Origin of the sequence: Rhodanobacter sp. Col0626 (assembly GCF_049994385.1) — a bacterium.
In the GTDB taxonomy this organism is placed as follows: Bacteria; Pseudomonadota; Gammaproteobacteria; order Xanthomonadales; family Rhodanobacteraceae; genus Rhodanobacter.
The window spans coordinates 2,681,621-2,705,942 of sequence record NZ_CP188260.1; the positions used below are offsets into that span (position 1 = coordinate 2,681,621).

Annotated in this window: 24 protein-coding genes and 1 pseudogene; 20 read left to right on the forward strand and 5 right to left on the reverse strand. The window is 63.8% G+C overall.

Annotated elements, in window-relative coordinates; genetic code table 11:
• The first annotated feature begins 45 nt into the window (after nucleotides 1-45).
• Entirely contained in the window at nucleotides 46-750 is a 705-nt protein-coding gene (locus ACPPVV_RS11580; protein ID WP_426700039.1) for a DUF899 family protein, read from the forward strand.
• Here ACPPVV_RS11580 and ACPPVV_RS11585 read toward each other — a convergent pair.
• Nucleotides 744-1,994 carry a LysR family transcriptional regulator gene (locus ACPPVV_RS11585; protein ID WP_426700040.1) on the reverse strand — a complete coding sequence of 417 codons (1,251 nt, stop codon included), beginning with the start codon at nucleotides 1,992-1,994 and terminating at the stop codon, nucleotides 744-746. The two genes, ACPPVV_RS11580 and ACPPVV_RS11585, sit on opposite strands and share 7 nt — an antisense overlap.
• Nucleotides 1,995-2,096: 102 nt before the next feature.
• Here ACPPVV_RS11585 and ACPPVV_RS11590 point away from each other — a divergent pair, with 102 nt between their 5' ends.
• From ACPPVV_RS11590 to ACPPVV_RS11620, 7 genes are all read left to right on the forward strand, one after another.
• The gene (locus ACPPVV_RS11590; protein WP_426700041.1) at nucleotides 2,097-2,768 is read left to right on the forward strand and encodes a 4-carboxy-4-hydroxy-2-oxoadipate aldolase/oxaloacetate decarboxylase; all 672 of its coding nucleotides are present in this window, start codon (nucleotides 2,097-2,099) and stop codon (nucleotides 2,766-2,768) included.
• Between the two features lie 29 nt (nucleotides 2,769-2,797).
• Complete coding sequence (locus ACPPVV_RS11595) at nucleotides 2,798-3,658, forward strand: amidohydrolase family protein (protein WP_426700042.1); 861 nt, start codon at nucleotides 2,798-2,800, stop codon at nucleotides 3,656-3,658.
• Nucleotides 3,655-4,545, forward strand: coding sequence for a hypothetical protein (locus ACPPVV_RS11600; protein ID WP_426700043.1), 891 nt, complete (start codon nucleotides 3,655-3,657; stop codon nucleotides 4,543-4,545). Before ACPPVV_RS11595 ends, ACPPVV_RS11600 begins: the two co-directional genes overlap by 4 nt.
• Nucleotides 4,546-4,611: 66 nt before the next feature.
• Nucleotides 4,612-5,922: a C4-dicarboxylate transporter DctA gene (dctA, locus tag ACPPVV_RS11605; protein ID WP_426700044.1), complete on the forward strand. Its 1,311-nt coding sequence runs from the start codon at nucleotides 4,612-4,614 to the stop codon at nucleotides 5,920-5,922.
• A gap of 68 nt (nucleotides 5,923-5,990) precedes the next feature.
• Complete coding sequence (locus ACPPVV_RS11610) at nucleotides 5,991-7,427, forward strand: carbohydrate porin (RefSeq protein ID WP_426700045.1); 1,437 nt, start codon at nucleotides 5,991-5,993, stop codon at nucleotides 7,425-7,427.
• A gap of 31 nt (nucleotides 7,428-7,458) precedes the next feature.
• Entirely contained in the window at nucleotides 7,459-8,178 is a 720-nt protein-coding gene (locus ACPPVV_RS11615; protein ID WP_426700046.1) for a PIG-L deacetylase family protein, read from the forward strand.
• A 305-nt stretch (nucleotides 8,179-8,483) separates the two neighbouring features.
• The gene (locus ACPPVV_RS11620; RefSeq protein WP_426700047.1) at nucleotides 8,484-9,908 is read left to right on the forward strand and encodes an FUSC family protein; all 1,425 of its coding nucleotides are present in this window, start codon (nucleotides 8,484-8,486) and stop codon (nucleotides 9,906-9,908) included.
• Nucleotides 9,909-9,967: 59 nt separating this feature from the next.
• Here the strand turns inward: ACPPVV_RS11620 and ACPPVV_RS11625 are convergent.
• Nucleotides 9,968-10,078, reverse strand: a pseudogene (locus ACPPVV_RS11625) (IS3 family transposase); the annotation flags it as partial.
• 474 nt (nucleotides 10,079-10,552) lie between these two features.
• Here ACPPVV_RS11625 and ACPPVV_RS11630 point away from each other — a divergent pair.
• The 7 genes from ACPPVV_RS11630 (at nucleotide 10,553) to ACPPVV_RS11660 (ending at nucleotide 17,570) form a co-directional block, all read left to right on the forward strand.
• The gene (locus ACPPVV_RS11630) at nucleotides 10,553-12,253 is read left to right on the forward strand and encodes a type IV secretory system conjugative DNA transfer family protein (RefSeq protein ID WP_426700048.1); all 1,701 of its coding nucleotides are present in this window, start codon (nucleotides 10,553-10,555) and stop codon (nucleotides 12,251-12,253) included.
• Between the two features lie 39 nt (nucleotides 12,254-12,292).
• On the forward strand, nucleotides 12,293-12,562 hold the full coding sequence (locus tag ACPPVV_RS11635) for a hypothetical protein (RefSeq protein WP_426700049.1): 270 nt from the start codon (nucleotides 12,293-12,295) through the stop codon (nucleotides 12,560-12,562).
• Between the two features lie 37 nt (nucleotides 12,563-12,599).
• Nucleotides 12,600-12,938, forward strand: coding sequence for a hypothetical protein (locus ACPPVV_RS11640; protein WP_426700050.1), 339 nt, complete (start codon nucleotides 12,600-12,602; stop codon nucleotides 12,936-12,938).
• The gene (locus tag ACPPVV_RS11645; RefSeq protein WP_426700051.1) at nucleotides 12,935-14,200 is read left to right on the forward strand and encodes a hypothetical protein; all 1,266 of its coding nucleotides are present in this window, start codon (nucleotides 12,935-12,937) and stop codon (nucleotides 14,198-14,200) included. The genes ACPPVV_RS11640 and ACPPVV_RS11645 overlap by 4 nt, the downstream gene beginning before the upstream one ends.
• On the forward strand, nucleotides 14,197-14,541 hold the full coding sequence (locus ACPPVV_RS11650; RefSeq protein ID WP_426700052.1) for a hypothetical protein: 345 nt from the start codon (nucleotides 14,197-14,199) through the stop codon (nucleotides 14,539-14,541). Before ACPPVV_RS11645 ends, ACPPVV_RS11650 begins: the two co-directional genes overlap by 4 nt.
• 229 nt (nucleotides 14,542-14,770) lie before the next feature.
• Nucleotides 14,771-17,440 carry a hypothetical protein gene (locus ACPPVV_RS11655; protein WP_426700053.1) on the forward strand — a complete coding sequence of 890 codons (2,670 nt, stop codon included), beginning with the start codon at nucleotides 14,771-14,773 and terminating at the stop codon, nucleotides 17,438-17,440.
• Complete coding sequence (locus ACPPVV_RS11660; protein ID WP_426700054.1) at nucleotides 17,388-17,570, forward strand: hypothetical protein; 183 nt, start codon at nucleotides 17,388-17,390, stop codon at nucleotides 17,568-17,570. The genes ACPPVV_RS11655 and ACPPVV_RS11660 overlap by 53 nt, the downstream gene beginning before the upstream one ends.
• Before the next feature lie 108 nt (nucleotides 17,571-17,678).
• On the opposite strand, the gene ACPPVV_RS11665 is transcribed toward ACPPVV_RS11660, so the two are convergent.
• Together ACPPVV_RS11665 and ACPPVV_RS11670 are read right to left on the reverse strand one after the other, a co-directional pair.
• Nucleotides 17,679-19,049, reverse strand: coding sequence for an FAD-containing oxidoreductase (locus ACPPVV_RS11665; RefSeq protein WP_426700055.1), 1,371 nt, complete (start codon nucleotides 19,047-19,049; stop codon nucleotides 17,679-17,681).
• Nucleotides 19,046-19,510, reverse strand: coding sequence for a DUF4126 domain-containing protein (locus ACPPVV_RS11670; RefSeq protein ID WP_426700056.1), 465 nt, complete (start codon nucleotides 19,508-19,510; stop codon nucleotides 19,046-19,048). Before ACPPVV_RS11670 ends, ACPPVV_RS11665 begins: the two co-directional genes overlap by 4 nt.
• A 285-nt stretch (nucleotides 19,511-19,795) precedes the next feature.
• Here ACPPVV_RS11670 and ACPPVV_RS11675 point away from each other — a divergent pair, with 285 nt between their 5' ends.
• On the forward strand, nucleotides 19,796-20,410 hold the full coding sequence (locus tag ACPPVV_RS11675) for a glutathione S-transferase family protein (RefSeq protein ID WP_426700057.1): 615 nt from the start codon (nucleotides 19,796-19,798) through the stop codon (nucleotides 20,408-20,410).
• Between the two features lie 202 nt (nucleotides 20,411-20,612).
• On the opposite strand, the gene ACPPVV_RS11680 is transcribed toward ACPPVV_RS11675, so the two are convergent.
• Nucleotides 20,613-21,140, reverse strand: coding sequence for a hypothetical protein (locus ACPPVV_RS11680; RefSeq protein ID WP_426700058.1), 528 nt, complete (start codon nucleotides 21,138-21,140; stop codon nucleotides 20,613-20,615).
• Nucleotides 21,141-21,331: 191 nt separating this feature from the next.
• On the opposite strand from ACPPVV_RS11680, the gene ACPPVV_RS11685 reads away from it, so the two are divergent.
• The 4 genes from ACPPVV_RS11685 to ACPPVV_RS11700 all read left to right on the forward strand — a co-directional run bounded on the left by ACPPVV_RS11685 (nucleotide 21,332) and on the right by ACPPVV_RS11700 (nucleotide 24,269).
• Nucleotides 21,332-23,266 (forward strand): tetratricopeptide repeat protein, encoded by a 1,935-nt coding sequence (locus tag ACPPVV_RS11685; RefSeq protein WP_426700059.1) that lies wholly within the window; start codon nucleotides 21,332-21,334, stop codon nucleotides 23,264-23,266.
• A gap of 67 nt (nucleotides 23,267-23,333) precedes the next feature.
• Complete coding sequence (locus tag ACPPVV_RS11690; RefSeq protein ID WP_426700060.1) at nucleotides 23,334-23,543, forward strand: hypothetical protein; 210 nt, start codon at nucleotides 23,334-23,336, stop codon at nucleotides 23,541-23,543.
• 12 nt (nucleotides 23,544-23,555) lie between these two features.
• Complete coding sequence (locus tag ACPPVV_RS11695) at nucleotides 23,556-23,708, forward strand: hypothetical protein (RefSeq protein WP_426700061.1); 153 nt, start codon at nucleotides 23,556-23,558, stop codon at nucleotides 23,706-23,708.
• 321 nt (nucleotides 23,709-24,029) lie between these two features.
• Nucleotides 24,030-24,269: a hypothetical protein gene (locus tag ACPPVV_RS11700; RefSeq protein WP_426700062.1), complete on the forward strand. Its 240-nt coding sequence runs from the start codon at nucleotides 24,030-24,032 to the stop codon at nucleotides 24,267-24,269.
• Nucleotides 24,270-24,322 lie beyond the last annotated feature (53 nt).

Genomic DNA, 24,322 nt, shown 5'->3' on the forward strand with positions numbered 1-24,322 from the left:
GTCGCGCTCGTGCACACCCTCCATGACCACTCCAGGAGTCAGATCATGACCGACGCCCCAACCCTCGTTTCCGCCACCGAGCTGGCCCAGCGCAGCCAGTACCGCATCCCCAACGAAAGCGCCGGCTACCGTCGCGCGCGCACGGCATTGCTGGCGGAGGAAATCGAACTGCGCCGGCATATCGAGCGTGTCGCCGAACAGCGTCGCGCCCTGCCCCCGGGCGGCGACGTGACCGGCGACTATCGATTCCAGGGAGAACATGGTCCGGTCGATTTCGCCGACCTGTTCGGCGACAAGCAGACGCTCGTCGTCTACAGCTACATGTTCGGCCCGCAACGCGAGCGTCCCTGCCCGATGTGCACGTCGCTGTTGAGTGCCTGGGACGGCGAGGCGCGCGATGTCGACCAGCGCGTGGCGCTCGCCGTGGTCGCGCGCTCACCGATCGAACGCCTCGTTGCGTTCAAGAACGAACGCGGCTGGCGCAACCTCAAGCTGTACTCGGACCTCAACGACAACTACAGCCGCGATTATTTCGGCGTCGGCGAGAACGGCGGCGACGACCCGGCATTCAACGTTTTCACTCGCCACGATGGGACCATCCGCCATTTCTGGAGCGGCGAGATGGGTGCCGAAACCGCCGATCCCGGTCAGGATCCGCGCGGCGCGCCGGACCTGATGCCGCTGTGGACCATCCTCGACGCCACGCCCGAAGGCCGCGCCAGCGACTGGTATCCGAAGCTCGATTACTGAGTTCGGTACAGGCGCGAGGATGACGGCATGTCCTGGCCGCGCTCCCTCGCCAGCGCGCGTGCAAGATCGACAAAATGCGCCTGCAGCGGGGTCGGGCGCCAGTCGCTTCGATGCGTCATCGCGATGCGCCTGCGCAGCGCCGGCCCCGGGTCGCCGAGTTCGGCCAACGCTCCCACGCCACGCTCGAACAAAAACTGGTCGCGTGACATCAGCGTCAGCCAGTCGCCCTGGAGCATGAGCCCACGCATGATCAGGACGGAGCCGCACTCGATGCGCAAGCGGGGTGGTTCGATGCCGCGATCGCGAAACATGCGCTCCCAGTTTCCACGCATGGGCACGCCCGGTGACGGGATGACCCAGGGAAATTCCAGCAGGTCGGGCAGCGTGAGTTCCTGCTTGCCGCACAGTGGATGTGCCGCGCGCCCCACGATGACTGGATCGTCGTCGAACAGGCCTTCCTGCGTCACATCGCTGGTCGGAGATGGATCGCGCTGCGTACCGATCAACAGGTCGATGTCACCCTGGCGCAACGTGGTCAGCAGTTCGCCATACGGTGCCTCCACCACTTCCACCGAGGCGCCCGGGTGGGCCGCCGTGAATCGCGCGAGGAGTTCGGGTAGGAAAATCGCCCTCGCCAGCGGCAAGGTACCCACCGTGACGCGACCGCTGTCGCTGGTACCGAGCGCCCCGATTTCGTCCATGCCTGCGCGCAGTTCGGACAGCATCAGCCGCGCGAACCGCACGAAGCGGTTCGCCGCGTCGGTGGGGCGAACCGCCCGCCCCACCCGCACCAGCAGCGCGATGCCGAGCAGATCCTGCAGGTCGCGAACCGCACGATGGACGGCGGGCTGCGACAGGCCCGTCTGCTCCGCGGCCAGCGCGTAGCTGCTGGTGCTTTCCACCGCGATCAGCGCGCGCAACTGCGCCATGGTGACGCGCCGTTCCAGATGCTCGCCCGGCGCCAGCCGCGCCGAGCGGCGAAGCAGGCGAACACCATGCAACAGATAGCGCAGCGCGCGTTCGACACGCATCAGCACGATGCGACCCGCGGCGGTGGGCACCATGCCTGCGGGATGTCGGTCGAACAGGCGTTCGCCCAGCAGTCCTTCGATCTTGCCGACCGCCTGGGCGAGCGCCGGCTGCGAGAGATTCACCTGCTGCACAGCCGCGCTCATGCTGCCGGCCCGACCGATGACGGTCAGCGCATCCAGATGCCGCAGGTTCAGCGAAAATATCCCGTTCATGTGCAATCAATAGCCTTTACTTATATGTCGATCATAAATCGAATTTGGCAACTGGCCATATAGCGCGCACATTTCTTGCGTCACCCGAAGTGGGACCACGGCATGCCAGCAGTCAATACCAAAGTCGAAAGGCTCGAGCAGTCCGTCGTGACGGCGCTGGGTCAACTCGGGGTGGCCACGGTGCATGAAGCGCAGGGACGCACGGGACTGCTCGCCAGCCACCTGCGCCCGATCTACGCGGGAGCCCGCATCGGCGGATCGGCACTGACCGTGTCGGTGCCCCCGGGTGACAACTGGATGCTGCACGTCGCCATCGAACAACTGCGTGAGGGAGACGTTCTCGTCGTCGCTCCCACCAGCCCCTGCACCGACGGCTACTTCGGCGATCTGCTCGCCACGTCGGCTGTCGCACATGGCTGTCGCGGATTGATCATCGACGCCGGTGTAAGGGACGTTCGTGATCTGCGGGAAATGCAGTTCCCGGTCTGGTCCAGGGCGATCAGCGCCCAGGGCGCGGTCAAGAAGACACTGGGTTCGGTCAACCAGCCTGTCGTCTGCGGAAATGCATGGGTACGCGCTGGCGACATCATCGTCGCGGACGACGATGGCGTCTGCGTGGTGCGCCGCGAAGAAGCCAGCGACGTGCTCGCGAAGGCCCAGGCACGCGAGGCACGCGAGGCCGCTGTGCGCGAACGACTGGCCCGCGGCGAGCTGGGGCTGGATGTCTATGACATGCGCGAACGACTGGCCCGCGAAGGACTCCAATACCTCTGAATGTTTCCGACTTCCTGCAAGAGAGCGCGATGAAGATCATTGACACGCACACCCACGTCATCTCATCGGACACCGGCGTCTACCCCGTCGCGCCCATCGGCGGACATCAGTCCGAATGGTCCCGCGCCAGGCCGGTGGACGCCGACGCCCTGTTGCGTGCGATGGACAAAGCGGGCATCGCCAAGGCGGTGGTCGTGCAGGCTTCCACTGTGTATGGCCACGACAATCGTTATGTCGCCGATACGGTGCGGGCGCATCCGGATCGCTTCGTCGGCGTCTATTCGATCGACGCCCTGGCGGCCGACGCGGTGACGCAGATCGACCGATGGCAAGCCGAAGGATTGGCCGGCTTCCGCCTCTTCACGACCGGCAGCACCATGCCCGGCCAGGCCGACTGGCTGGGTCACGAGGCTTCGTATCCGGCGTGGGCCCATGCCGAGGCGCTCGATATTCCGGTCTGCCTGCAGATGACGATGCAGGGCCTGCCGGCGTTGCGCTCGTTGCTGGAGCGTTTTCCGAACGTGCGGGTATTGCTCGACCACTGTGCCCGTCCCGAGCTTTCCGACGGCGCGCCCTATGCAGCGGCAGAGGCGTTGTTCGACATCGCCGCGTTTCCGGGCGTGCATCTCAAGCTCACCAACCGAACGCTGGCCGCAGCGGCCACGGGCCGCTCAACCCCTGCCGCGTTCCTGCGGAAGGTGGTCGACGTCTACGGCGCAGGCCGGATCGCCTGGGGCTCGAACTTCCCCGCGGCGGAAGGCACGCTGTCCGCCCTGCTGGCCACGGCGCAGGATGTACTGCATGGGCTGCCCGAAGCCGACCAGGCACTGATCTTCGGCGGCACGGCGATGCGGATGTATCCCGCGCTGTCCGTGGAAAAAACATCATGACCGTATTGCGTACCGTCCTGGCGAACTCACCCCTGTCGTTGCCGCTAAAGCGCGGTGAACTGGCCAGCCCGCGCGTGCAACTCGACTTCGTCGACGTCGCACCCGTGCACAAGGCCTTCGCCCCGATGGTGCGGCAGCAGGCTTACGACCTGTGCGAACTGGCTATCGTCACCGCCTTGCAGGCGATTGCCTATGACCGTCCCGTCGTGTTGCTGCCGGCGGTGGTGGCTTCGCGATTCCAGCGCGGCTGCCTCATCGCCAGCCGGGCGCGCGGACCGCTCGCGCCGCAGGAGCTGGAGGGCAAACGCATCGGCGTGCGCTCGTACACCCAGACCACCGGCATGTGGGTGCGAGCGCATCTCGCCGAGGACTACGGCCTTCCCATCGAGCGCATGCACTGGCTTACCCGCGACGGCGCGCACGTCGAGCAGTACGCAGACCCGGACTTCGTCGAGCACATGTCAGGCGACAAAAGCCTGCCTGACATGTTGCGCGATGGCGACATCGATGCGGCCATCCTCGGCAATGATCTGCCGCAAGGCGACGAGTTCGTTCCGGTGATCGCCGACGCCGCTGCGAGGGATCTCGCGTGGTGGCAGCGGCATGGCTTCATGCCGATCAACCACATGGTGGTAGCGGGCAGCGAGACGTGCCGCAGCGATCCCGACGCCGTGCGGGAAGCGTACCAGTTGTTGCTCCAGGCCGATCGCCTGGTCCCCGCCATGGCCGGCGAACCACGCCCGACGCTGTTCGGATTCGAGCAGCTTCGCCAACCTCTTCGTGTCGTCATCGACGCCTGCATGATGCAAGGCCTGCTGCCGCGACCACTCAGCGTCGACGAGGTATTCGGTCCCGCCGAAGAGATCCTCGGAACACTGTCCGATTGACGCCACCCGTCTGCGCACCCGGTCGGCCCCATGCTGCCCGCCGCCTATCCTGAGGAGCCCGTATTCATGACCGAACTGATCATCGACGACACGCCATCGGGCCGGAAGCGAACCCGCCGTCCGTTCTACCAGGACCTCACCTTCCAGGTATTGGCCGGCATGGCCCTCGGCGTGGCGGTGGGCGCGTTCGCCCCGGACGTCGGACGCCAGCTGAAGCCATTGGGCGACATCTTCATCCGGCTCATCCAGATGGTGGTCGGCCTGATCATCTTCTGCACCGTGACGCATGGCATCGCCAGCGTGCGCGACCTGGGCAAGGTCGGAAGGATCGCGATCAAGGCGCTGATCTACTTCGAGGTGGTCACCACCATCGCGCTGGTGATCGGCCTGGTCACCATCAACCTGCTGCAACCTGGCGTCGGCATGCATATCGATCCGGCGACGCTGCATTCCGCGGCGGTGACCGGCAAAAACGCCGTCCCGCCGCCGGTGGGAATCGGCGAATTCCTGGTGAACCTGGTGCCGAAGTCGGCGGTGAATGCCTTTGCCCAGGGCGAGATCCTGCAAATCCTGGTGTTCTCGGTGCTGTTCGCCTGCGGCCTGGCCACCGTGGGGGAAAAGGCGCAGCCGATCCTCAATGTCGTCGACGCCATCTCGCAGACGCTGTTCTGGATCATCCGGATGGTGATGAAGATCGCGCCGATCGCCGCGTTCGGTGCCATTGCGTTCACCGTCGCCAAGTTCGGCCTCAGCACGCTGATACCGCTGGGTGCGCTGATCGGCGAGTTCTACCTGACGTGCCTGTTGTTCTTCGTGCTGGTGCTGGCGCCGATTTCCCTCTACGCCGGCTTCAACCTGCTCAAGCTGATGCGTTATATCCGCGAGGAACTGGTGCTCGTGCTCGGCACCAGTTCCTCGGAAAGCGTGTTCCCCCAGCTCACCGGCAAGCTGACCAAGCTCGGCATCAACGAGTCGGTGGTGGGCCTGGTCCTGCCGACCGCCTACAGCTTCAACCACGATGGCACCTGCCTCTACTTCGCCGCCGTCAGTGTGTTCCTGGCGCAGGCCACCGGCACGGCGCTTGGCTGGGAGCAGCAACTGGGATTGCTGGCCGTGTTGCTGCTGACCTCGAAAGGCGGCGCCGGCGTTTCCGGTTCGGCCATCGCGGTGCTGGCGATGACACTGGCCGCGACCAAGACCATTCCGGTGGGCAGCATCGCGCTGATCCTGGGCATCCATCGGGTGCTTTCGGCAGCCTTCGTGTTCACCAACATCGCTGGCAACTGCGTCGCCACGATCGTCGTCGGCAAGTGGGAAAAGGCGATCGACCGACGACAATTCAATGCCGAGCTCGACGCTGGTTACCAGACCGTCTGACCATCACGTCCGACGCAAGACTCATGACTCGCGAGGCCGCCAGGTCCCGCGCCTGGAGGGGAGTGCCCATGAATCGTTCCGCCATCAACATCGCCCTTGTCTTCGCGCTCGCGGCAACCGCCGCGACTGTCCCCGTACAAGCCAATGATCAGTCGGCCCACACCGACGTGAACACCACCGCTGCACCGTCCTTACAGGGCACGCAAGTTACCGCCGCCGCGAAGCCGAAGCGACCGCCGGGACCGCTTGCTCCGTTGGCCAAGCGACTGGCGCAACACGGCGTCTATCTGCGTGCCAACCTGGTTAACCAGTACGCCGATGCCACCACCGGCGGCGTCGAGCAAGGCCACACCAATGTCGGCCAGTTCAACATCGGCGCAGACGTCGACCTGGACAAGGCCTGGGGTCTGTCGGGCGGCTCGTTCCACTTCACGGTCTACCGCGACTACGGCCACGGGCTGAACCACGACCTGTCCGGCACGTTCACCAAACAGCAGTACATCTACAAGAACGAATACACGCGCTGGCACCTGGGTCTGTTCGCCTATGAGCAGAAAGCGCTGGACGGCAAGCTCGACATCGTCGTCGGTCGGCTGGGCACCACCAGCTACTACGCGCACCTGGTGACCAACTGCCAGTTCCAGGCGGGCACGGTCTGTGGCGTGCCGCGGCTGATCAACTCCGAAGCCGGCTACAGCCTGCTGCCCTCGGCGACCTGGGCGGTGAACGTGCGCTACCGGCCGACGCCGCACACCTACGTGGAGTCGGGCGTGTACGAGGTGAACCCGACGACCTCGGCCAGCAACGGCCTGGACTTTTCCATCGCCAATGCCAACGGCATCACCGTGCCGGTGGAGTTCGGCTACGCCAAGACCGACCTCGCCACCACGCGCTATCCGTTCGAGCTGAAAATCGGCGGCTACGTCAGCACGGCGCCACGCAGCGATCCGTATTACAACACCAAGGGCCAGTCGCGGGGTCTCTACGGCGGCGTCGCACGCCAGGTCAACGGTAGCCGTGACGGCATCTACCTGATGGGTGACCGCGTGGTCTGGCGCCCGGATCCATCGCGCAACGAGAACATCAATGTGTTCGCCGGCGTTTCGCAGCAGTTGGAACAGACCGAGATCATGCGCCAGCAGATCTATGGGGGGTTCGTCTGGACCGGGCCGTTCCGCAGCCGTTCGCGCGACACCATCGGCTTCTCCGCCTCGTACTTCAACCTCGCGCCACGCGAGGTTGAGTACCTGCGCGATGCGCGCATCAAGGCCGGTGGCAGCGGCAGCAACAACCCGCGCGAGATGGTGTACGAGCTCAACTACGGTTTGCAGGTCGCGCGCGGCATCGAGTTGATGCCCAACGTGCAATACATCGTCCATCCGGACAACTCGGGTATTCCCAAAACACCGGTGTTGCCGAAAAACCTGTTCGCCTTCGGCCTCAACTTGAAGATCAACCTGGGCGGCGCACTGGGCTTCATGAGCGCCCCCAAAGGTGATGATTGATCCTCCTCTTCCCCATGCAAGGAACCCGACCATGACGGACAAAACCGCGCTGGTGATCAGCGCACACTCCGCCGATTTCGTGTGGCGCGCCGGCGGCGCCATCGCCCTGCACGCCGCCGCCGGCTGGGCGGTGACGGTGGTTTGCCTCTCTTTTGGCGAGCGCGGCGAGTCGGCCAGATTGTGGCGCCAGGACGGCATGACCCTGGAAAAGGTCAAGACCGAACGGCGCAAGGAAGCCGAGGCAGCCGCCAGCCGCCTGGGCGCCGCCGACATCCAGTTCTGGGACCTGGGCGACTATCCGATCAAACTGGGCAGCGATGCGCTGTTTGCGCTGGCCGACCTGCATCGCGCGATCCGGCCGGCCTGGACGATGAGCCACTCGCGCGTCGACCCGTACAACGCCGACCACCCCGCCGTCAGTGCCTTCGCGCAGGAAGCGCGAATCGTCGCCCAGGCGCATGGTCACGACCCGGCGACACCGGTCATCGGCGCACCTCAGGTTTACCTGTTCGAGCCGCACCAGCCCGAGCAATGCGACTGGAAACCGAATGTGATCCTCAACATCAGCGATGTCTGGGACACCAAGCGTGCGGCCATCGAATGCATGGCCGGCCAGGAACACCTGTGGGAGTACTACACGCGCGTCGCCCTGCAGCGCGGTGTGCAGGGCGGGCGCAACTCCGGCAAGCCGATGACCCATGGCGAAGCTTACGAGGCGGTCTTTCCTTCGGTGGTTGGCACGCTGGGGTGAGCCTCACCGGACCCCGGCGAAATGACAGGTGTGCAGGATTTGAAACAAAAACGGAACGGCAGGAGGCCAGTCCTACGGCCTTGATGCTGGAAGCGACATACGACCACCGCCCCACCTGTTGGTAGCCCGGGGCGATGAGCGTCGACGCGCTACGGGTCGGAAACCGCATGCATTCCGCCGACTCCACCGGAGTCGCAGGACGGGCCGTGCGAAATCCCGCCAAGCGGCCTGCCGATCGGCAGCTTTCTCGCATACCCTATGTGCGGATGACTGCCGCAAATCTTTCCACCACAGGGGCGCGGGACATGCCGATGGGTGCCGGTGCGATCGGCCGCGCGTTGCGGGATGCCACCATGACGATGCTGGCCGTGCTGGCCACGCTGGCGTGCGCCATGGCGATCGCTCCGGAGCCCGGCCCGGCCGTGCTTGCTGTAGTGCTGTGCCTGTCGTTTTCGCGCAGCCACCTCGATCGTGACCTGCGTGGACGGATCGAGGCCGCCGTGGCACTGCCGGTTGTCGGCGTGGTCGCCTCCGGGGTCGGCCTGTTGCTGTTGCGGGTGCCGTGGATCGGCGCGGTCACTTTCGTGGTGGGCATGTTCGTGTCGATCTGGCTGCGCCGGTTTGGCCCGATGGCACGTCGCGCCGGTTCGCTGATCGCCCTGCCCTTCGTGGTGATCCTCACCACGCCTTACATACCGACCCACCATGCGAGTCCTTCGCTGGCGGTGCTTCTTCCGATCATCGTCGCATGGCTCGCACTGGCATGGGTCTCCACCTTCCATGCCATGGCCCGCCGACTGGGCGTGCTGCCTCCCCTGCGGCGGATGATGGCAACGGCTGCCGCGCCGGCGCAGGGAATTTCGCTGCGCCCGGTGGCGAGCACCCGAATGGCCATCCAGATGGCCGTCGCGCTGGCTGCATCCTTTCTGGTCGGCTACCTCTTTTTTGCCGAGCGCTGGGCCTGGATCGTGCTGACCGCCTTCATCGTCAACAGCGGCAATCGCGGCCGGCTGGATGTCCTCTACAAGAGTGTCCTGCGCGTACTCGGCGCAGCGGGCGGCACGCTCTTGGCATTGACTCTGACGCTGCACCTCGGGGGCCACGACACGACCACCATTGCGCTGATCCTCGCCGCCGTTTTTCTCGGCATGTGGCTGCGTCCGCTCGGCTACGCCTGGTGGGCGCTGTTCGTCACCATCGCGCTCGCTTTGCTGCAAGGTTTCGAGGGCTCGTCGGCCGCCCGGCTCCTGGGGCTGCGTCTGGAGGAAATCGTGATCGGCGCGATCATCGGTGTTGCTTCGGCATGGTTCGTCTACCCCGTGCGTTCGACCGGTGTGTTGCGACGACGCATCGCGGATGCGCTTGCGCTGCTCGCCGATGCGTTCGATCCCGCTACACCTGCAAGGACATCCGATGAGCTCGCCATGGCACTGGACCAGGTGGCGCAGGTCGCTCCCGCCTTTCGGGCCAGCCGTCTCGCGACGCGGCGCCTGCGATCCGTGCATCCCGCGGACTGGGTGGATGCGCTGTTTGCCTGTCGCGAGTCCGCGATGGTCCTTTTCGAAAGGGGCGAGGCACCGGCTGACGTGCGCAGGGCCATCGGCGTTTCGCGCAAGGCAATGCGCGAAACTGAAACGCTGCTCCCGGCCTTGCAGAATCTTCGCCTTGCGCTGACTGAAGCCGGGGTGGCAACGGAGCTGTCGGACACTGGCGCCCGTCGAGGCGGGTGAACCGTTCTCTTGGCACGTTCGGTGGGGTGGATCGTTCGTCCGAGTCGGGACGACGGGCGAAAGTCGTCCAACACATTGAACAGCGGGAAACTGCGCCCGTCACTGAGCCAGTCGTGCTTGAAATCCATCGACCAGAACTGGTCGATGGACTCCCGCAACGCCAGCGTCTCCAGCGCTCGCGCACGATCATGAAACCTCCTCGGGAAAGACTACGAGAAAATTCCACTTCTGGCGTCAACAAATCTGCGATGGATACCTGTCGATGCCAATGCCGAGGAACGGTGAACCTGTACTGTAAAAAGCGGAAGCCAGGAAGCGATACTTTCACCGCAACCTGGAGATTCCCATGCAACATATTTTCCGTCTTCAATACTCGGCAAGGCGACCTTGCTCGAACGTTGTGGGGAAACCCCTACATGACAAAGCACCATGTGTCGGCATACGCGACGCCGACAGGGGCATATTTTGGTGAGCTCGGGAAGTTCAGTCGCCTACGCCAGAGATCATGGCTCACCAAGGATGGTGATGGATGACCGATACATCGAGCATCTTCCATTCGCGGGTGCGACAAGCCATTTGCGGCTTGCACGCAAGCGCGCGACGCAGGTATACAAATTTAAAATCCATGCTGAGGGGCGCTATTCATGAGTGGCAAGACCAAAGGAATCATTGTCTTTACCTTCGGCGTGCTCGCCCTGGTTGCGGGCAACTACTTCGCGGGTTGGATGACGCTGTGGCTGCTGAAGCAGCCTTCGCCATTGGCTGCAACGACGTACTACCAATATTTGGGTGTACTCGGCGACCGCGCATGGGCGCCGTATGTCATGAAAATCAAGGTATCGGGAGTCATCGGTTTTGGCCTGCCGTTGTTGCTGTGGCTGGGCGTGCTCTACCTGATGTTTCGGTCGAAGGAGCGCTCCCTGTACGGCGAATCGCGCTTTGCCCGTGCCGGTGACCTGGCCAAGCAGGATGCGCTCAAAGACGACCCCAACGGCATCATTGCCTGCCGCTTCGGCGGGCGCTTCATCTATGTCTCCAAATCCAAGCACCTTTTGCTGGCAGCTGCCACACGAAGCGGCAAAGGCGTTTCTGTAGTGATTCCCAATTGCCTGAAATGGGCAAAGTCCCTGGTCATGCTCGACGTCAAGCAAGAGGCCTACGAGAAATCCGCCGGGCATCGCGCCACCTTGGGACCGGTCTATCTTTTTGACCCGTTTTCCGAAACCAAGCGTTCGCACCGCTGGAATCCGTTGACCTATGTGAGCCTGGATCCCACCCAACGCAACAGCGACATCACTGCCATTGCCGCCAGCCTGTACAAGGAAACAGGCGCAAGCGATCCGTTCTGGGCGGAGATGAGCAAGAGCACCTTTATCGCCGTGTGCGAATTCCTGTTCGACCGCTACATGCTGTACAAGCAACTCGACCCGACGTCTCGCCCCACCCTCGGAGAGGTTTACCGCATCCTCTCCGGGGACGGTATCGGAGCCAATGAAACCAAGCAGGCTTTCTTCCGACGCCTGGCGGAAGCTCCGTTTGCCGGTGAAAAGGCCCGCATGGGCCTGCTCAATCTGGTCAACCTGGCCGAGCAGACTTTCAGCTCCGCGGTGGCTACCACCCTGGCGCCCTTGAACATTTTCGGTAACCCGGTGGTGGATGCCGCCACCAGCGGCGACGACTTCGACCTGCGCAACCTGCGCCGGCAGGTGCAAAGCATCTATGTGGGCGTGGCGCCCAGCAAACTGATCGAGGCGAAGGGCGTGCTCAATCTGTTCTTCGAGCAGGCGATCAAGCTCAACGGCAGCGTGCTGCCCGAACACGACAAGACACTCAAGGTGCAGTGCCTGTTCCTCCTTGACGAATTCACCGCACTGGGCAGGGTGGACATCATCCCGGTCGCGGTGGGCTGGGCGGCCGGTTACGGCATGCGCTTCGTGATCGTCATCCAGTCCATTTCCCAGCTGGAAGCAGTTTACGGTGCGGAAACCGCGCGTGGCCTGGTCACCAACCTGGGCGCACAAATCATCTACGCCCCGCGTGAACAACGCGACGCGGACGAATACTCCAAGATGCTGGGCGAAACGACAGTCAAGCGCCGGCAATACAGCCGAAGCCAGGGCCAAGGCGGCGGCCGCAGCTACACCGAGATCATCGACCGCCGGGCGCTGATGAACCCCGACGAGATCAAGGCCCTGGACGACAAGAAAGCCATCGTGATGATCGAGGGGGTGGGCTTTCCCATTTTGGCCAACAAGATTTTCTACTACCGGGACCCCTACTTCAAAAAGCGCCTACTGCCGGCGCCGCAGGTGCCGACGTTGACGTTGACGGCGCTATCGAAATGAAAAGTTTGGCATGCTCATCATTGATGAAGACACCGAAAAATGCGCTATGGCGCTCTAGACCTTACTGCCATAGACCCTGAAGTGCTCCAGCACCCGGATGACTATTTCCGGGTCACCATCGCCGTCAAGGAGATCGCGCCATTGTCGACTCCTGAGCGAGTCGCGCAACTCAACGCGGCCGCGCAGCAAATCATCGCCGAAATGCAGCTAACTCCAAACGTGGCATCGCCGAACACTATCAAGCGGCCTACGAGCAATGGGGTTGGCAGCAACAAGGACCGATGCTCCTTTTCGGTCATCGCGGTATGAGAATCTCCTGCTCTCCACTTGCCAAGGATGCTAAGCCATGACCCAGACCATTGATCCCATCAAGCTGAAAGCCGCCGCGGAACATCTGGATTGGGTGTTGAGAAAATACCCTGATAGTGAGGAAGTGCAGGACTTGCTGCACTCGTTGAGTCCGCTGATCGACGATGCCAAGGCGGCTCGCGTGCTCGAACCGGTAGAGATGGATGATGTTCCAGGCGCCTATAACTTCGGAGATGGGGTTTATATGCCCTATACGAGTCCGAGTGTTGATGATGCTTACACCAAGTTTCGCATTGAAATGAGAGGTGGCCTAACTGAACAAGAGAAAAGAATCATTGCGCGTATGGAGGCCGCTACGTCGGAATCCAAGCCATGAGCAAGCTAGAACTGATCCCCGATGAGCTAAGGCAGCAACGTTCAGCCGAGATCGCCAAAAGCACAACTTTTAGAGCGCATGGAGTTAGCAAGCAAGCGGCCCTTGATTATCTCGAGACACCGGATGGCGAAAAATATTTTCAGCATCTTAGGAATGCTGCACCCGACGCTCGGCTAGAAACTATAACTGATCGTGCTGTACAACAAATCACCTCCGGCCGCGAACTCCCGCGCATGGTGACGATCGGCCCCAACGAGCCGTTGGTCAAGCTCACCCGCCTTGGTGATGACGTCTCGCCGCATTCGGCGTATCTGACCAAAGGGTCCACAGTTAACGAAGCACTGGCTTCGGGGCGTAGTTTGCACGACTATTTCGGCCTGCCTGCCCGAAGCGAGGCACCGCGTTATCGCATGGATGAATTTCGCCCCTTGGCGCCGACCGAGGTTTTCATCAGCCGCGTCGCCCCTACGTCCGAGCTGGGCGGTCAGATCACCCGCTCCGGCGGCGGCGAACAATATCTGGCGCCCAACCGCACATTATTCGCGGCATCCACTCATCTGAGAAACATCGACAATACGCTCAATCTCGCTGCCGAGGTCGAGCGTGGTGGCCTCTCGCCCAACCTGATTCGCGGCGCGGGCGCGCTTGCCGCCGCCACCGTCGTCTACGAGGCGACGACCACCACGGTGCGCAGCGTCGACCTGCTACGGCAAGGCAACGTCACGGGCGCACACTCGCGGATCGAGCACTTCGCCAGCAGCACGGTGGGCGGACTCGGTCAGGGGGCGGTCGGTGCGGAAATCGGTAGCTTCGGTGGCCCGGTCGGCACGGTGGTAGGCGGCGCTATGGGATACGGACTCGGCGCGTTCGGTGGCGAAAAACTGATGGACGCCTACGACAACCACAAAATCTACAATCAAACCGACGCGCAGGGTCAGACATGGAGCTACGATCCGAAGCAACCGCAACAAGGCTGGACTAGCGACATACCGCCGTTGCCTGGAACACCACAGGACCAACACTTCACCGCCGATCCCGCGCTGGCCAACCGCCTCACTTATCAGGCCAACAACACCGCAGTGGAACTGGCGATAGCTCACCCGGCCGAGCCACGCGATCCCTATACGCAGCCCGCCGCAGCGCATGACACACCCAGCCGGATCGCCGCGCCGTGGAACCGTGATGCGCAGACGATGTCCATTGCTTGCAATCGCGGTATAAACAAGCTTGCATCCGCTACCTTTCAAGGACGTTCGCTATGACTCAAACCATCGATCCCGTGAAACTCAAGGCCGCCGCGGAACATCTGGAGTGGGTGTTGAGGAAATACCCCGATAGTGAGGAAGTGCAGGACTTGCTGCACTCGTTGAGCCCGCTGATCGAGGATGCTAAGGCGGGCAATATTTTAATTCCAGTAGAAAGACGCGTTATACCGGGGGCCTATAACTTTGGCGATTGCGCATATATTGATTATGACGACCCAAATATAGAGGATGCCTATTACGAATTCTCAGCTGAAATGAGGGGTGGGCGTAGCGAAGATGAAAAACAGCTAATTGCAGATACGGAAGCCATGCGTGCTGGAGCGAAATCCCATGAGTGAGCATGGCCTAACTCCAGATCAACTAAAACAGCAGTACGCCGCTGAAATCGCCAAAAGCGGAACCTTTCACACTCAAGGAGTAAGCGAGCAGGAAGCAACGAGCTATTTGAAAACTCCCGAAGGAACCTTATACCGACAAAGGCTTATAGATGCTGATCCTAGCGCGCCTGCGTCGAGAATAACTGACCGTGCCATTCAACAAATCACCTCCGGCCGCGAACTCCCGCGCATGGTGACGATCGGCCCCAACGAGCCGTTGGTCAAGCTCACCCGCCTTGGTGATGACGTCTCGCCGCATTCGGCGTATCTGACCAAAGAGTCCACAGTTAACGAAGCACTGGCTTCGGGGCGTAGTTTGCACGACTATTTCGGCCTGCCTGCCCGAAGCGAGGCACCGCGTTATCGCATGGATGAATTTCGCCCCTTGGCGCCGACCGAGGTTTTCATCAGCCGCGTCGCCCCTACGTCCGAGCTGGGCGGTCAGATCACCCGCTCCGGCGGCGGCGAACAATATCTGGCGCCCAACCGCACATTATTCGCGGCATCCACTCATCTGAGAAACATCGACAATACGCTCAATCTCGCTGCCGAGGTCGAGCGTGGTGGCCTCTCGCCCAACCTGATTCGCGGCGCGGGCGCGCTTGCCGCCGCCACCGTCGTCTACGAGGCGACGACCACCACGGTGCGCAGCGTCGACCTGCTACGGCAAGGCAACGTCACGGGCGCACACTCGCGGATCGAGCACTTCGCCAGCAGCACGGTGGGCGGACTCGGTCAGGGGGCGGTCGGTGCGGAAATCGGTAGCTTCGGTGGCCCGGTCGGCACGGTGGTAGGCGGCGCTATGGGATACGGACTCGGCGCGTTCGGTGGCGAAAAACTGATGGACGCCTACGACAACCACAAAATCTACAATCAAACCGACGCGCAGGGTCAGACGTGGAGCTACGATCCGAAGCAACCGCAACAAGGCTGGACTAGCGACATACCGCCGTTGCCTGGAACACCACAGGACCAACACTTCACCGCCGATCCCGCGCTGGCCAACCGCCTCACTTATCAGGCCAACAACACCGCAGTCGAACTGGCGATGGCTCACCCGGCCGAGCCACGCGATCCCTACACGCAGCCCGCCGCAGCGCATGACACACCCAGCCGGATCGCCGCGCCGTGGAACCGTGATGCGCAGACGCAAGCGTGGTCGCGCTACGTCACCGACCAAGTGCTCGAACACGGCCCCGCCAGCACCCACATGGAAACCGCGACACCTGAGCGCGCCGCGCAACTGAACGCCGCCGCGCAGCAAACCATCGCCGAGAATGTGGCTGGCTCCAAACGTGGCATCGCTGAACACTATCAAGCCGCGTATGAGCGGCGCGGCTGGGCACAACAAGGCCCGATGCCGCAGGACGTCACTGCCGAACTGCGCAAGCCCACCAACACCCTGCATGCCTCGGACGGTCACACCTACACGCGCGCTGCGGACGGCCAATGGAACACGCCCGGCACGCTGTATGGCACGAATGCCGCCGAAGGCAACCTGCGCGCCGAACTGGACGCCACCCGCCACCAGCAACGTGCCCTGCACGGCGAAAGCAGCCAAGCCGACCGTACCCAGGAAGCGCAACGCCAGCAGCAAATCCAGGGTCATATCGCCACGCGCGAAGCGCCTTTGCCGCCTACGCCTGGGGCGATCCTGCCCGGCCTGCGTGTGCCGGAGCGCGAGCCCGCACCTGCCCCGAGTCCTGGGTCGTACAACCATGACGCCCAAACCTCCGCACCGACCCGCACGGAACCGGCCATGGCCACCGTCGAGCCCAGCCATGCCGCGCTGGCCGCCCAGCAGACGCACCAGCAGGCGATGCACGCGCAGCAGCAAGCGAGGCCGCAGGAGGAACGAGCCGCATCGCCCTCGCGCGATACGACCTCGTTGGAACCCGGCCGCGTCGCCGAGGCCGCCGCCCTGGCCCCGGCGGCGGTATCGTCCCCGCGCGAAGTCGCCCCGGTGCTGACGCCACCGCTCGACCCGCCCGCCCTGCGCGACTTTCGCCACGCCGAGCATCCGCTCAACCCGCGCTACCAGATGTTCCGCGATGCGCTGGGGGAGCAGGGCTTTCACCAGGACCGGCCCACCTTGAACGAGGTGCCCGAGGTGCGCGGCTACAGCGCCGAACAAAAGGATCGCCTGGCCGCCGGCTTCACCGCCAAGCTGGGCAGCGATTTGCTTTACAACACCGAAATCCAGCACTTCCGCAAGGACGGCGAGGCCTTGTTGGCCATCGAGCATCCGCGGGATCTGGGCGACCGCCTCCTGGTGCTGGCCGTTCCCGAGGCGCAGACCCTGGCCCACACGCCCGAACAACATGCCGCGGCGTGGCGTACGCGGGAACTGCCGCCACCGGAGGCCGTCAACACGCAGCGGCCCGATCCGCACAGCCTGTCGCCGGATCATCCCGGCCATCCGGACCACTCGCACCATCCCCTGTTCGAGCACGCCCGTGCGGCACTGACCCATGAGTACGCCCGCTGGGGCATGCAAAAAGGTGCCGAGTCACTGGATCGCGAAACGGTGCAGGTGATGATCGGCGCGCGCGACATGCAAATGAACGACGTGGGAGCGGTCCGCCTGCTGAAGAACGGCCCCGAAGGCCGTATCGGCGAGAACCCCCACCTGGCCGTGTTCGCCACACCCGAAGGCCCGTACCAAAGGTTTCAGGACAAGGCGATCGTCCTCGGCCAGACCCTGCAGGAGGCACCGTCGGTGGCGCAGTCGGCGGTCCAGTTCAAGGAAGTGGATCAGGCGATGACGCAGCAGCAACTGACGAACCAGGCGTTGCAGGCGCAGATCCATGCGCAAGGGCAGCAAGGGCAGCAAGGGCCGATGCTGGGCGTGGGGCGTTGAACGGCTTTTCACGCAGAATCTCGCCGAGCAGCGCGAAGTCATGTTTTTGCTGGGCGATACCGCGCTGACCGAGCACGCCGGGTGGACGCCGATGCAACGTGAGCGACAGGTGGAACACAGCAAGCTGTAGAAGAAAGTCGAGCCACCCCGAAGCCTTCAACCCGGCTGGCATCTACGTCGAACGCACGGCCGCGCCGAGGTGTGCCCGCGGTTCGACCGCAGCGATCGAGCGTGTCGATCAGTTGTCCGGTGCGTGCACTTCGGCGAGCAGCGTGGGGATCAGTTCCGAAACCGTCGGGTGGATCGGAACAGTGTGTTGCAACTGCGTGGCGGAGGCGCCCACGCTCATCATGTCGATGATGCCGTGGATCGCTTCGTCGCCTTCGACGCCGAGAATCGCCGCGCCGAGGATCGCCCTGGTTTCGGCGTCGACGATCAACTTCATGAACCCCTGCGTCTCGCCCTTTTCCACCGCGCGGCCGACTCTCGTCATTGGCCGCTTGCCGACCAGGAACGGACGTCCACGCTTGCGTGCCTCCGCTTCGGTCATGCCGACGCGACCCAGCGGCGGATCGATGTACAGCGCGTAGCCGCTGATGCGTTCGCTGAGGCGACGCTGTTCGCCGTCGAGCAGGTTGGCGGCGACGATCTCGAAATCGTTGTAGGCCGTATGCGTGAATGCACCGCGGCCGTTGCAATCGCCCAACGCCCAGATACCGGGTGCGCTGCTGCGCAGCTCGTCGTCGACGGTGATGTAACCGCGCGCATCGGTTGCCACGCCAGCCTTGTCCAGGCCGAGGTCGCCCGTGTTGGGCACGCGCCCCACCGCCACCAGCACGTGGCTGCAGGTAATCCGCTCGCCGTCGAGCGTGACCGTGATCGCCTCGCCCCCGCCTGCGAACGCGATGTCGTCGACGCCGGTGCGGATGTCGATGCCTTCAACCTCAAGAATGTCGCGTACGGCGGCCGAGACGTCCTCGTCCTCGCGCCCGATCAGGCGCGGGCCTTTTTCCACCACGGTGACGCGCGCACCGAAGCGGCGATACATCTGCGCGTACTCCAGCCCGATGTAGCTGCCGCCGATGATCAGCAGGTGCGCGGGTACATGCTCCAGTCCAAGGACCGAGGTGTTGGTCAGGTACGGGATGTCGTGCAGGCCAGGCATGTCCGGCACCACCGCGCGGCCGCCGACATTCAGGAAGATCTGCGGCGCAGTGAGCCGTTCGTCGCCGACGTGCAGCGTCTGCGCATCCTCGAAATGTGCATGGCCCTCGATCACGGTGCAGCCGTCCATGCCGTACAGCCATGTGCGCACGCCGCTGCGCGCGTTCGCGATGACAGTGTCGGCGCGCGATTTGACTTTCATCATGTCGATACCGACATCGCCCGCCAGCACCACGCCGAAATCAGCCGCGCGACGAGCCACGTGCGCGGCACGCGCGCTGGCCACCAGGGTCTTGGTCGGCATGCAGCCGGTGTTGACGCAGGTACCGCCGAACAGCTTGCGTTCGATCAGCGCCACCGACTGGCCGGCCCGGGTCAGCCGGCTCGCCAGCGGCGGACCCGCCTGGCCGGCGCCGACGATGATCGCGTCGAAGCGGCGACTCATGTCGCCACCATCACGATCAGTAGTGCGCCGCCGATTGCCACCACATCCTCAATCAACGCCGCCGGACGATCGCGTCCCAGCGCAACCGCGAGCTTCGCACGCGCTGTACGCCCACCGAGGGTACCGATCACCGCACCCACTGCTCCGGCAACCAGACCACCGATCCACGCGCCACTGGGAATGCCGAGCGCGGCACCGCTGGCCGCACCCATCAGCACGCGGGTACCGAACTGCACCGGAACGGTGCGGCTGGGCGTCGACGGCAACTGGTCGGTAACCAACTCGCCCAACGCCAGCACGGTGAGGATCCAGGGTGTCCAGGCATAGCCCAGGAATGCCAGCCAGCTGCCCTGCAGATGCAGCCAGCCGCAACAGGCTACCCAACTGATCACCGCAGGCGCGGTGAGCGCGCGCAACCCGGCCACGACACCGATCAACAACGCGAACAGGTAGAGGGTCATGCCGTCACTCCCTGGATGTGCGCGATCGCCATGGCGCCGTCAGTGCCTTTCACCCGACGACATGTCCGCGCGGAGGGCTCACTCTACTCCAGCGAGCGCACGACGCCGGCGCACCGAAACATCGAGGCCATGCACGTCCCGGCAGGGCGCATGGCGAATGGTTCCCATGGCGTGCGCCGGAAGCGCGACGGTTGTCGCCCCTCATCCCTCCATCATCCCGCCTTGATGCAGGACACGGGGTGCTTGGAGCCCACCGACCAACCTGCCCAGCACAAGGGGTACGCCATGAAACTGCACTACTCGCCCGACGCCTGTTCGATGTCCGACCATATTGTCCTGGAGTGGATCGGCACGCCCTACACCACCGAAAAGATGACGAAGGAGACGTTGAAGTCTCCCGCGTACCTGAAGCTCAACCCGGCCGGCGCGGTGCCGGTACTGGAAGACAACGGTTGGGTGCTGACCCAGAACGTAGCCATCCTCAACTACCTTGCCGATACATTTCCCGATGCAAAGCTCGGTGGTGACGGCACGCCGAAATCACGCGCCGAGGTCAACCGCTGGCTGGCCTTCCTCAACGCCGATGTCCACCCCGCGTTCCATCCATTGTTCGGCGCCAGCAGTTATCTCGACGACGACGCGCTCGAGCAGACCCAGGATCACGCCCGCAGCACGCTGCGCGAGTTGTTCGGCCGGGCCGACCAGCAACTGCAGGGACGCGACTGGCTCACCGGCAGCCGCTCGATCGCCGACGCCTATCTGTTCGTGGTGACGCGCTGGGCCAAGGCGATGAACGTCGATCTTTCCGGCTACGACAACCTCGCGGCGTTCTTCGAGCGCATGTCGAGCGATGCCGCCGTCGGCAAGGTGTTGGCCGACGAGGGGCTTGGCAAGAGTTGATGCAAACCATCTTGAATGGCCCGGCGTTCCGCCGAAGTCCAGCCGTCCTGCACAAGCGGTGAGCCGCGAATGTGTTTTTCGGACTGCCTCAAGCATCCTTCATGGCAACGACCGGCGCTCCAAGCACCGGTCGTTGCTTGCATCATGGCGCAGGCGATCGGGTGGCCCGACCCCATTCGCTGGCGCCCTCTTCATCCGACGTCTATGGCGCTGCGATGCGTACGCCATTTTCCCTGGCGCAGAACGGCGCCCCTTTGGGTGAGCCTTCCGGGAAATAGTCCTGTACCGAAACCACACCAGCCAGGGTGTTGCCATGGGCTGACAACGTGATGTCGCGCTTCATCTCCCGAAAACCCGCGAAGGTCTCAAGCGGCGGCTGGAACAGGTTGAGGCGCATCCGCGAGTGGAATCGGTTGCCGTTGCCACTCCATTGCCCGAGGGTAACGCCCATGACCGTGGGGGGAGCGTTGTTGGTAGCGACCAGCGCGCCGCCACGCATGAACAGGTTGGTGCCGCGCCCGATGGACTGGATCGGCGCGCCGCTGCGGCAGTCCACCTGCTCGACCTGCTCGTCCCATAGTCCCTCGATGCGTTGCGAAGGACCAAGGGAGCCCAGCGATAAGCCCGCGGCTTCGCCGGCACCGGCCGGTGGCATCGGCTGGGCCAGCGTCAACAGGGGCGCGGTCGAACACACGAGTAGCAGTGCGGATCTCACGAGTATGGATTTCATGTCGGTCACCTTTGGATGAAGGGTCTGGATGCCCTCGGGACGACGTTGTCGCTAACGTCGCCGGGCGACGCGTACACTCGCGCTGAAGCCCGCTGACGTCGTTGGCGGCCGGGCTGAAGATTGCTGAAATCTTCTGAAGTCGACCTGGCCACCCGTCAGGTTCCGGGCAAGTCTTGTGTTGGGGAGTCGATGTGAGCGAGTCTCGAAACCGCGGCTATGCCTTCGGCGATTTCCGGATCGACACCACGTCGCGACGGTTGCTGCGCAGCGACGGCACGCCGGTGCCGCTGACCCCCAGGGTGTTCGACACCCTGATGCTGCTGGTCGAAAACGGCGGCAAGATTCTGAGCAAGGACGTGCTGATGGCGGCCATCTGGCCGAACCGCATCGTCGAGGAGAACAACCTCACGCAGAATATCTCCACGCTGCGTCGTGTACTGGGTGCCAGCGCCGGCGATCATCGCTACATCCTGACCGAACCAGGCCAGGGCTATCGCTTCGTCGAGCCGGTGCGCGCGGAATCCTTTTCGGACGGCGTGTCTGACAGCACCGTGAGCACGCCGGAAGACGTCGATCCGACGTCCAGCCCGCACGAGGTGTCCGTCGACACGCCGCAAATCGCTGCCATGACGACACCCGCCGCGCGCGTCACGCGGCGAGCCGCGATGGCGGTAGCCCTCGTCGTGCTGATGATCGTTGTTGCGGCCACCGGCTGGCTCTGGCGGGCGCGCAACGTCGCACCTTCGCCCACGCCAAGTCTGGCCGTGCTGCCGTTCAAGCCGCTGACGGCGGATTCGCGCAATGAAGTGTTGCAGTTGGGCATGGCCGATACGCTGATCACCAAACTGAGCACCAACCCGCACGTCGTGGTGCGTTCGCTGGACGCCGTGCGCCATTTCACCCGCGCCGAGCAGGATCCGGTGGCTGCGGGGCGAGCGCTCGGCGTCGGCTCCGTACTGGAAGGTTATATCCAGCGCCAGGGCGACCACGTCCGGATCAATGCCAGGTTGCTGGCGGTTCCCGGTGGCGAGGCATTGTGGACCGGCACCTTCGATGCGAAGTTCAGCGACGTGTTTGCACTGCAGGATGCGATCACGCAGAAAGTCGCCGCGTCACTGTCGCTCAAGCTCGACCGTGACGAGCGACGACGGATGGAGAAGAACTACACCAGCAATATCGCCGCCTACCAACGGTATCTGGATGGCCGCTTCCACCTGCAGAACGCGACACCGGCGGAGCTCGTGGCCAGCATCGATGCGTTCCAGCGCGCGCTGGAAATCGATCCGGACTACGCCCTGGCTTACGTCGGCCTGGCGGAAGGCTATCGGCGCCAGGCGATCATCAGCGATGCCGATCCGCAAATCGTCCTGCCGCTGGCCAGGACCGCCGCGATGCATGCGTTGAGGATCGACGACACCCTCGCCGAGGCCTACGTACCCATCGGCTTCGTCCACTTCTGGTACGACTGGGACTGGGCTGCAGCAGAGGCCGCGTTCAGGCGTGGCATCGAACTGCAACCGAACTTCGCCGACCTGCATTTCGGCTACGCCGCGCTGCTCTCCAACCTCGGTCGCAACGACGAGGCCCTGCGCGAAAGCCAACGTGCCCGCGAACTCGATCCGACTTCGCCATTGTATGTGGCACTGGAGGCCAGCTTCGTCGCCTATGCCGGCCACGTCGACGAGGCGCGCCAGCAGATCGAGGGTGTGTTGCGCGTCCATCCGGATTTCTGGATCGCCCATCTCACGCTCGGTTGGCTGGATACCAACGCGGATCGCTACGCCGACGCGGTCAACGACTTCCGCAAGGCCAGCGCATTGTCCGGTGGCAGCCAGCAGGCCGTTTCCATGCTTGGTTTCGCGCTGGCACGCGCCAACCGGAAGCCGGAAGCGCAACAGCTGCTCGACGCATTGCTGGTGCGCTCGCAACAGCAGTACCTGCCCGCCACCAGCATCGCGACGATCTACTGCGGATTGGGCGAAAACGACCAGGCGCTCCGCTGGCTCGAACGTGCCCACGCCGCCCACGACGTGCGCATGACCTTTCTCAAGGTCGACCACCGCTGGGATACGCTGCGCGGCGATCCGCGCTTCGTCACTCTCATGCGCGAGATGCGCCTGCCTTAGGACAGCGGCGCCGAACCTGCCTGCTCACCTCGCTGGCCGACACTCGTCTCGAATACCCTATGCATCCATGACTGCCGCCACGATCACCGTACCGAAACGGAACCTGTTTGTCGGCGCTGGCGCCGTCGGTCGCGCACCGCGCGATGCAATCGTGACCATGCTGGCAACGCTGGCATGCACCATGGCGATTGCCCCTGAGCCCGGCCCGGCGGTGCTGGCCATAGTGTTGTGCCTGTCACTTTCACGCAGTCATCTCGACCGCGACCTGCGTGGCTAGCTCGAAGCTGCCGTGGCATTGCCGGTGGTCGGCTTGATCGCTTCTGGCGTCGGCCTGTTGCTGTTGCGAGTGCCATGGATCGGCGCCGTCGTTTTCGTGGCGGGCATGTCCGTATCGATCTGGCTGCGACGGTTTGGCCCGATGACGCGCGCGCCGGATCGCTGATCGGGCTGCCCTTCGTGGTGATCCTCACCACGCCCTACTGCCGACACGGCATGCGAACCCTCTGCTGGCCGCCGCTCTGCCGATCATCGTGGCCTTGCTCGCGCTGCTGTGGGTATCGGCCTTCCACACCATCGCCCGCCGCCTGCGCGTTCTCCCGCCCATCCGCGTGGCGGCGACTCCGGTCCACGGGAAAGTTCGCCGCGGCGGGTAGCGAGTACCCGAATGGCCATCCAGATGGCCGTTGCGCTGGCAGCGTCATTCCTGATCGGCCACCTCTTTTTTGCCGAGCGCTGGGCCTGAATCGAGCTCACCGCGTTTATCGTGAACAGCGGCAACCGTGGCCGGCTGGACGTTGCCTACAAGAGCGTGCTGCGGGTGCTGGGTGCCGCCATCGTCACGCCGGCGGCGTTGAGCGTGACCCTGCACTTCGGTGCCCATGACACCACCACCGTTGCATTGATCCTCGCGGCTGTCTTTTTCGACATGTGGCTGCGTCCACTCGGTTACGCATGGTGGGGCACTGTTCGTCACGGTCGCGCTGGCCTTGCTGCAGGGTTTTGAAGGTGCGTCCGCATCGCACATCCTGTGGCTGCGCCTCGAGGAAATGGCGAAAA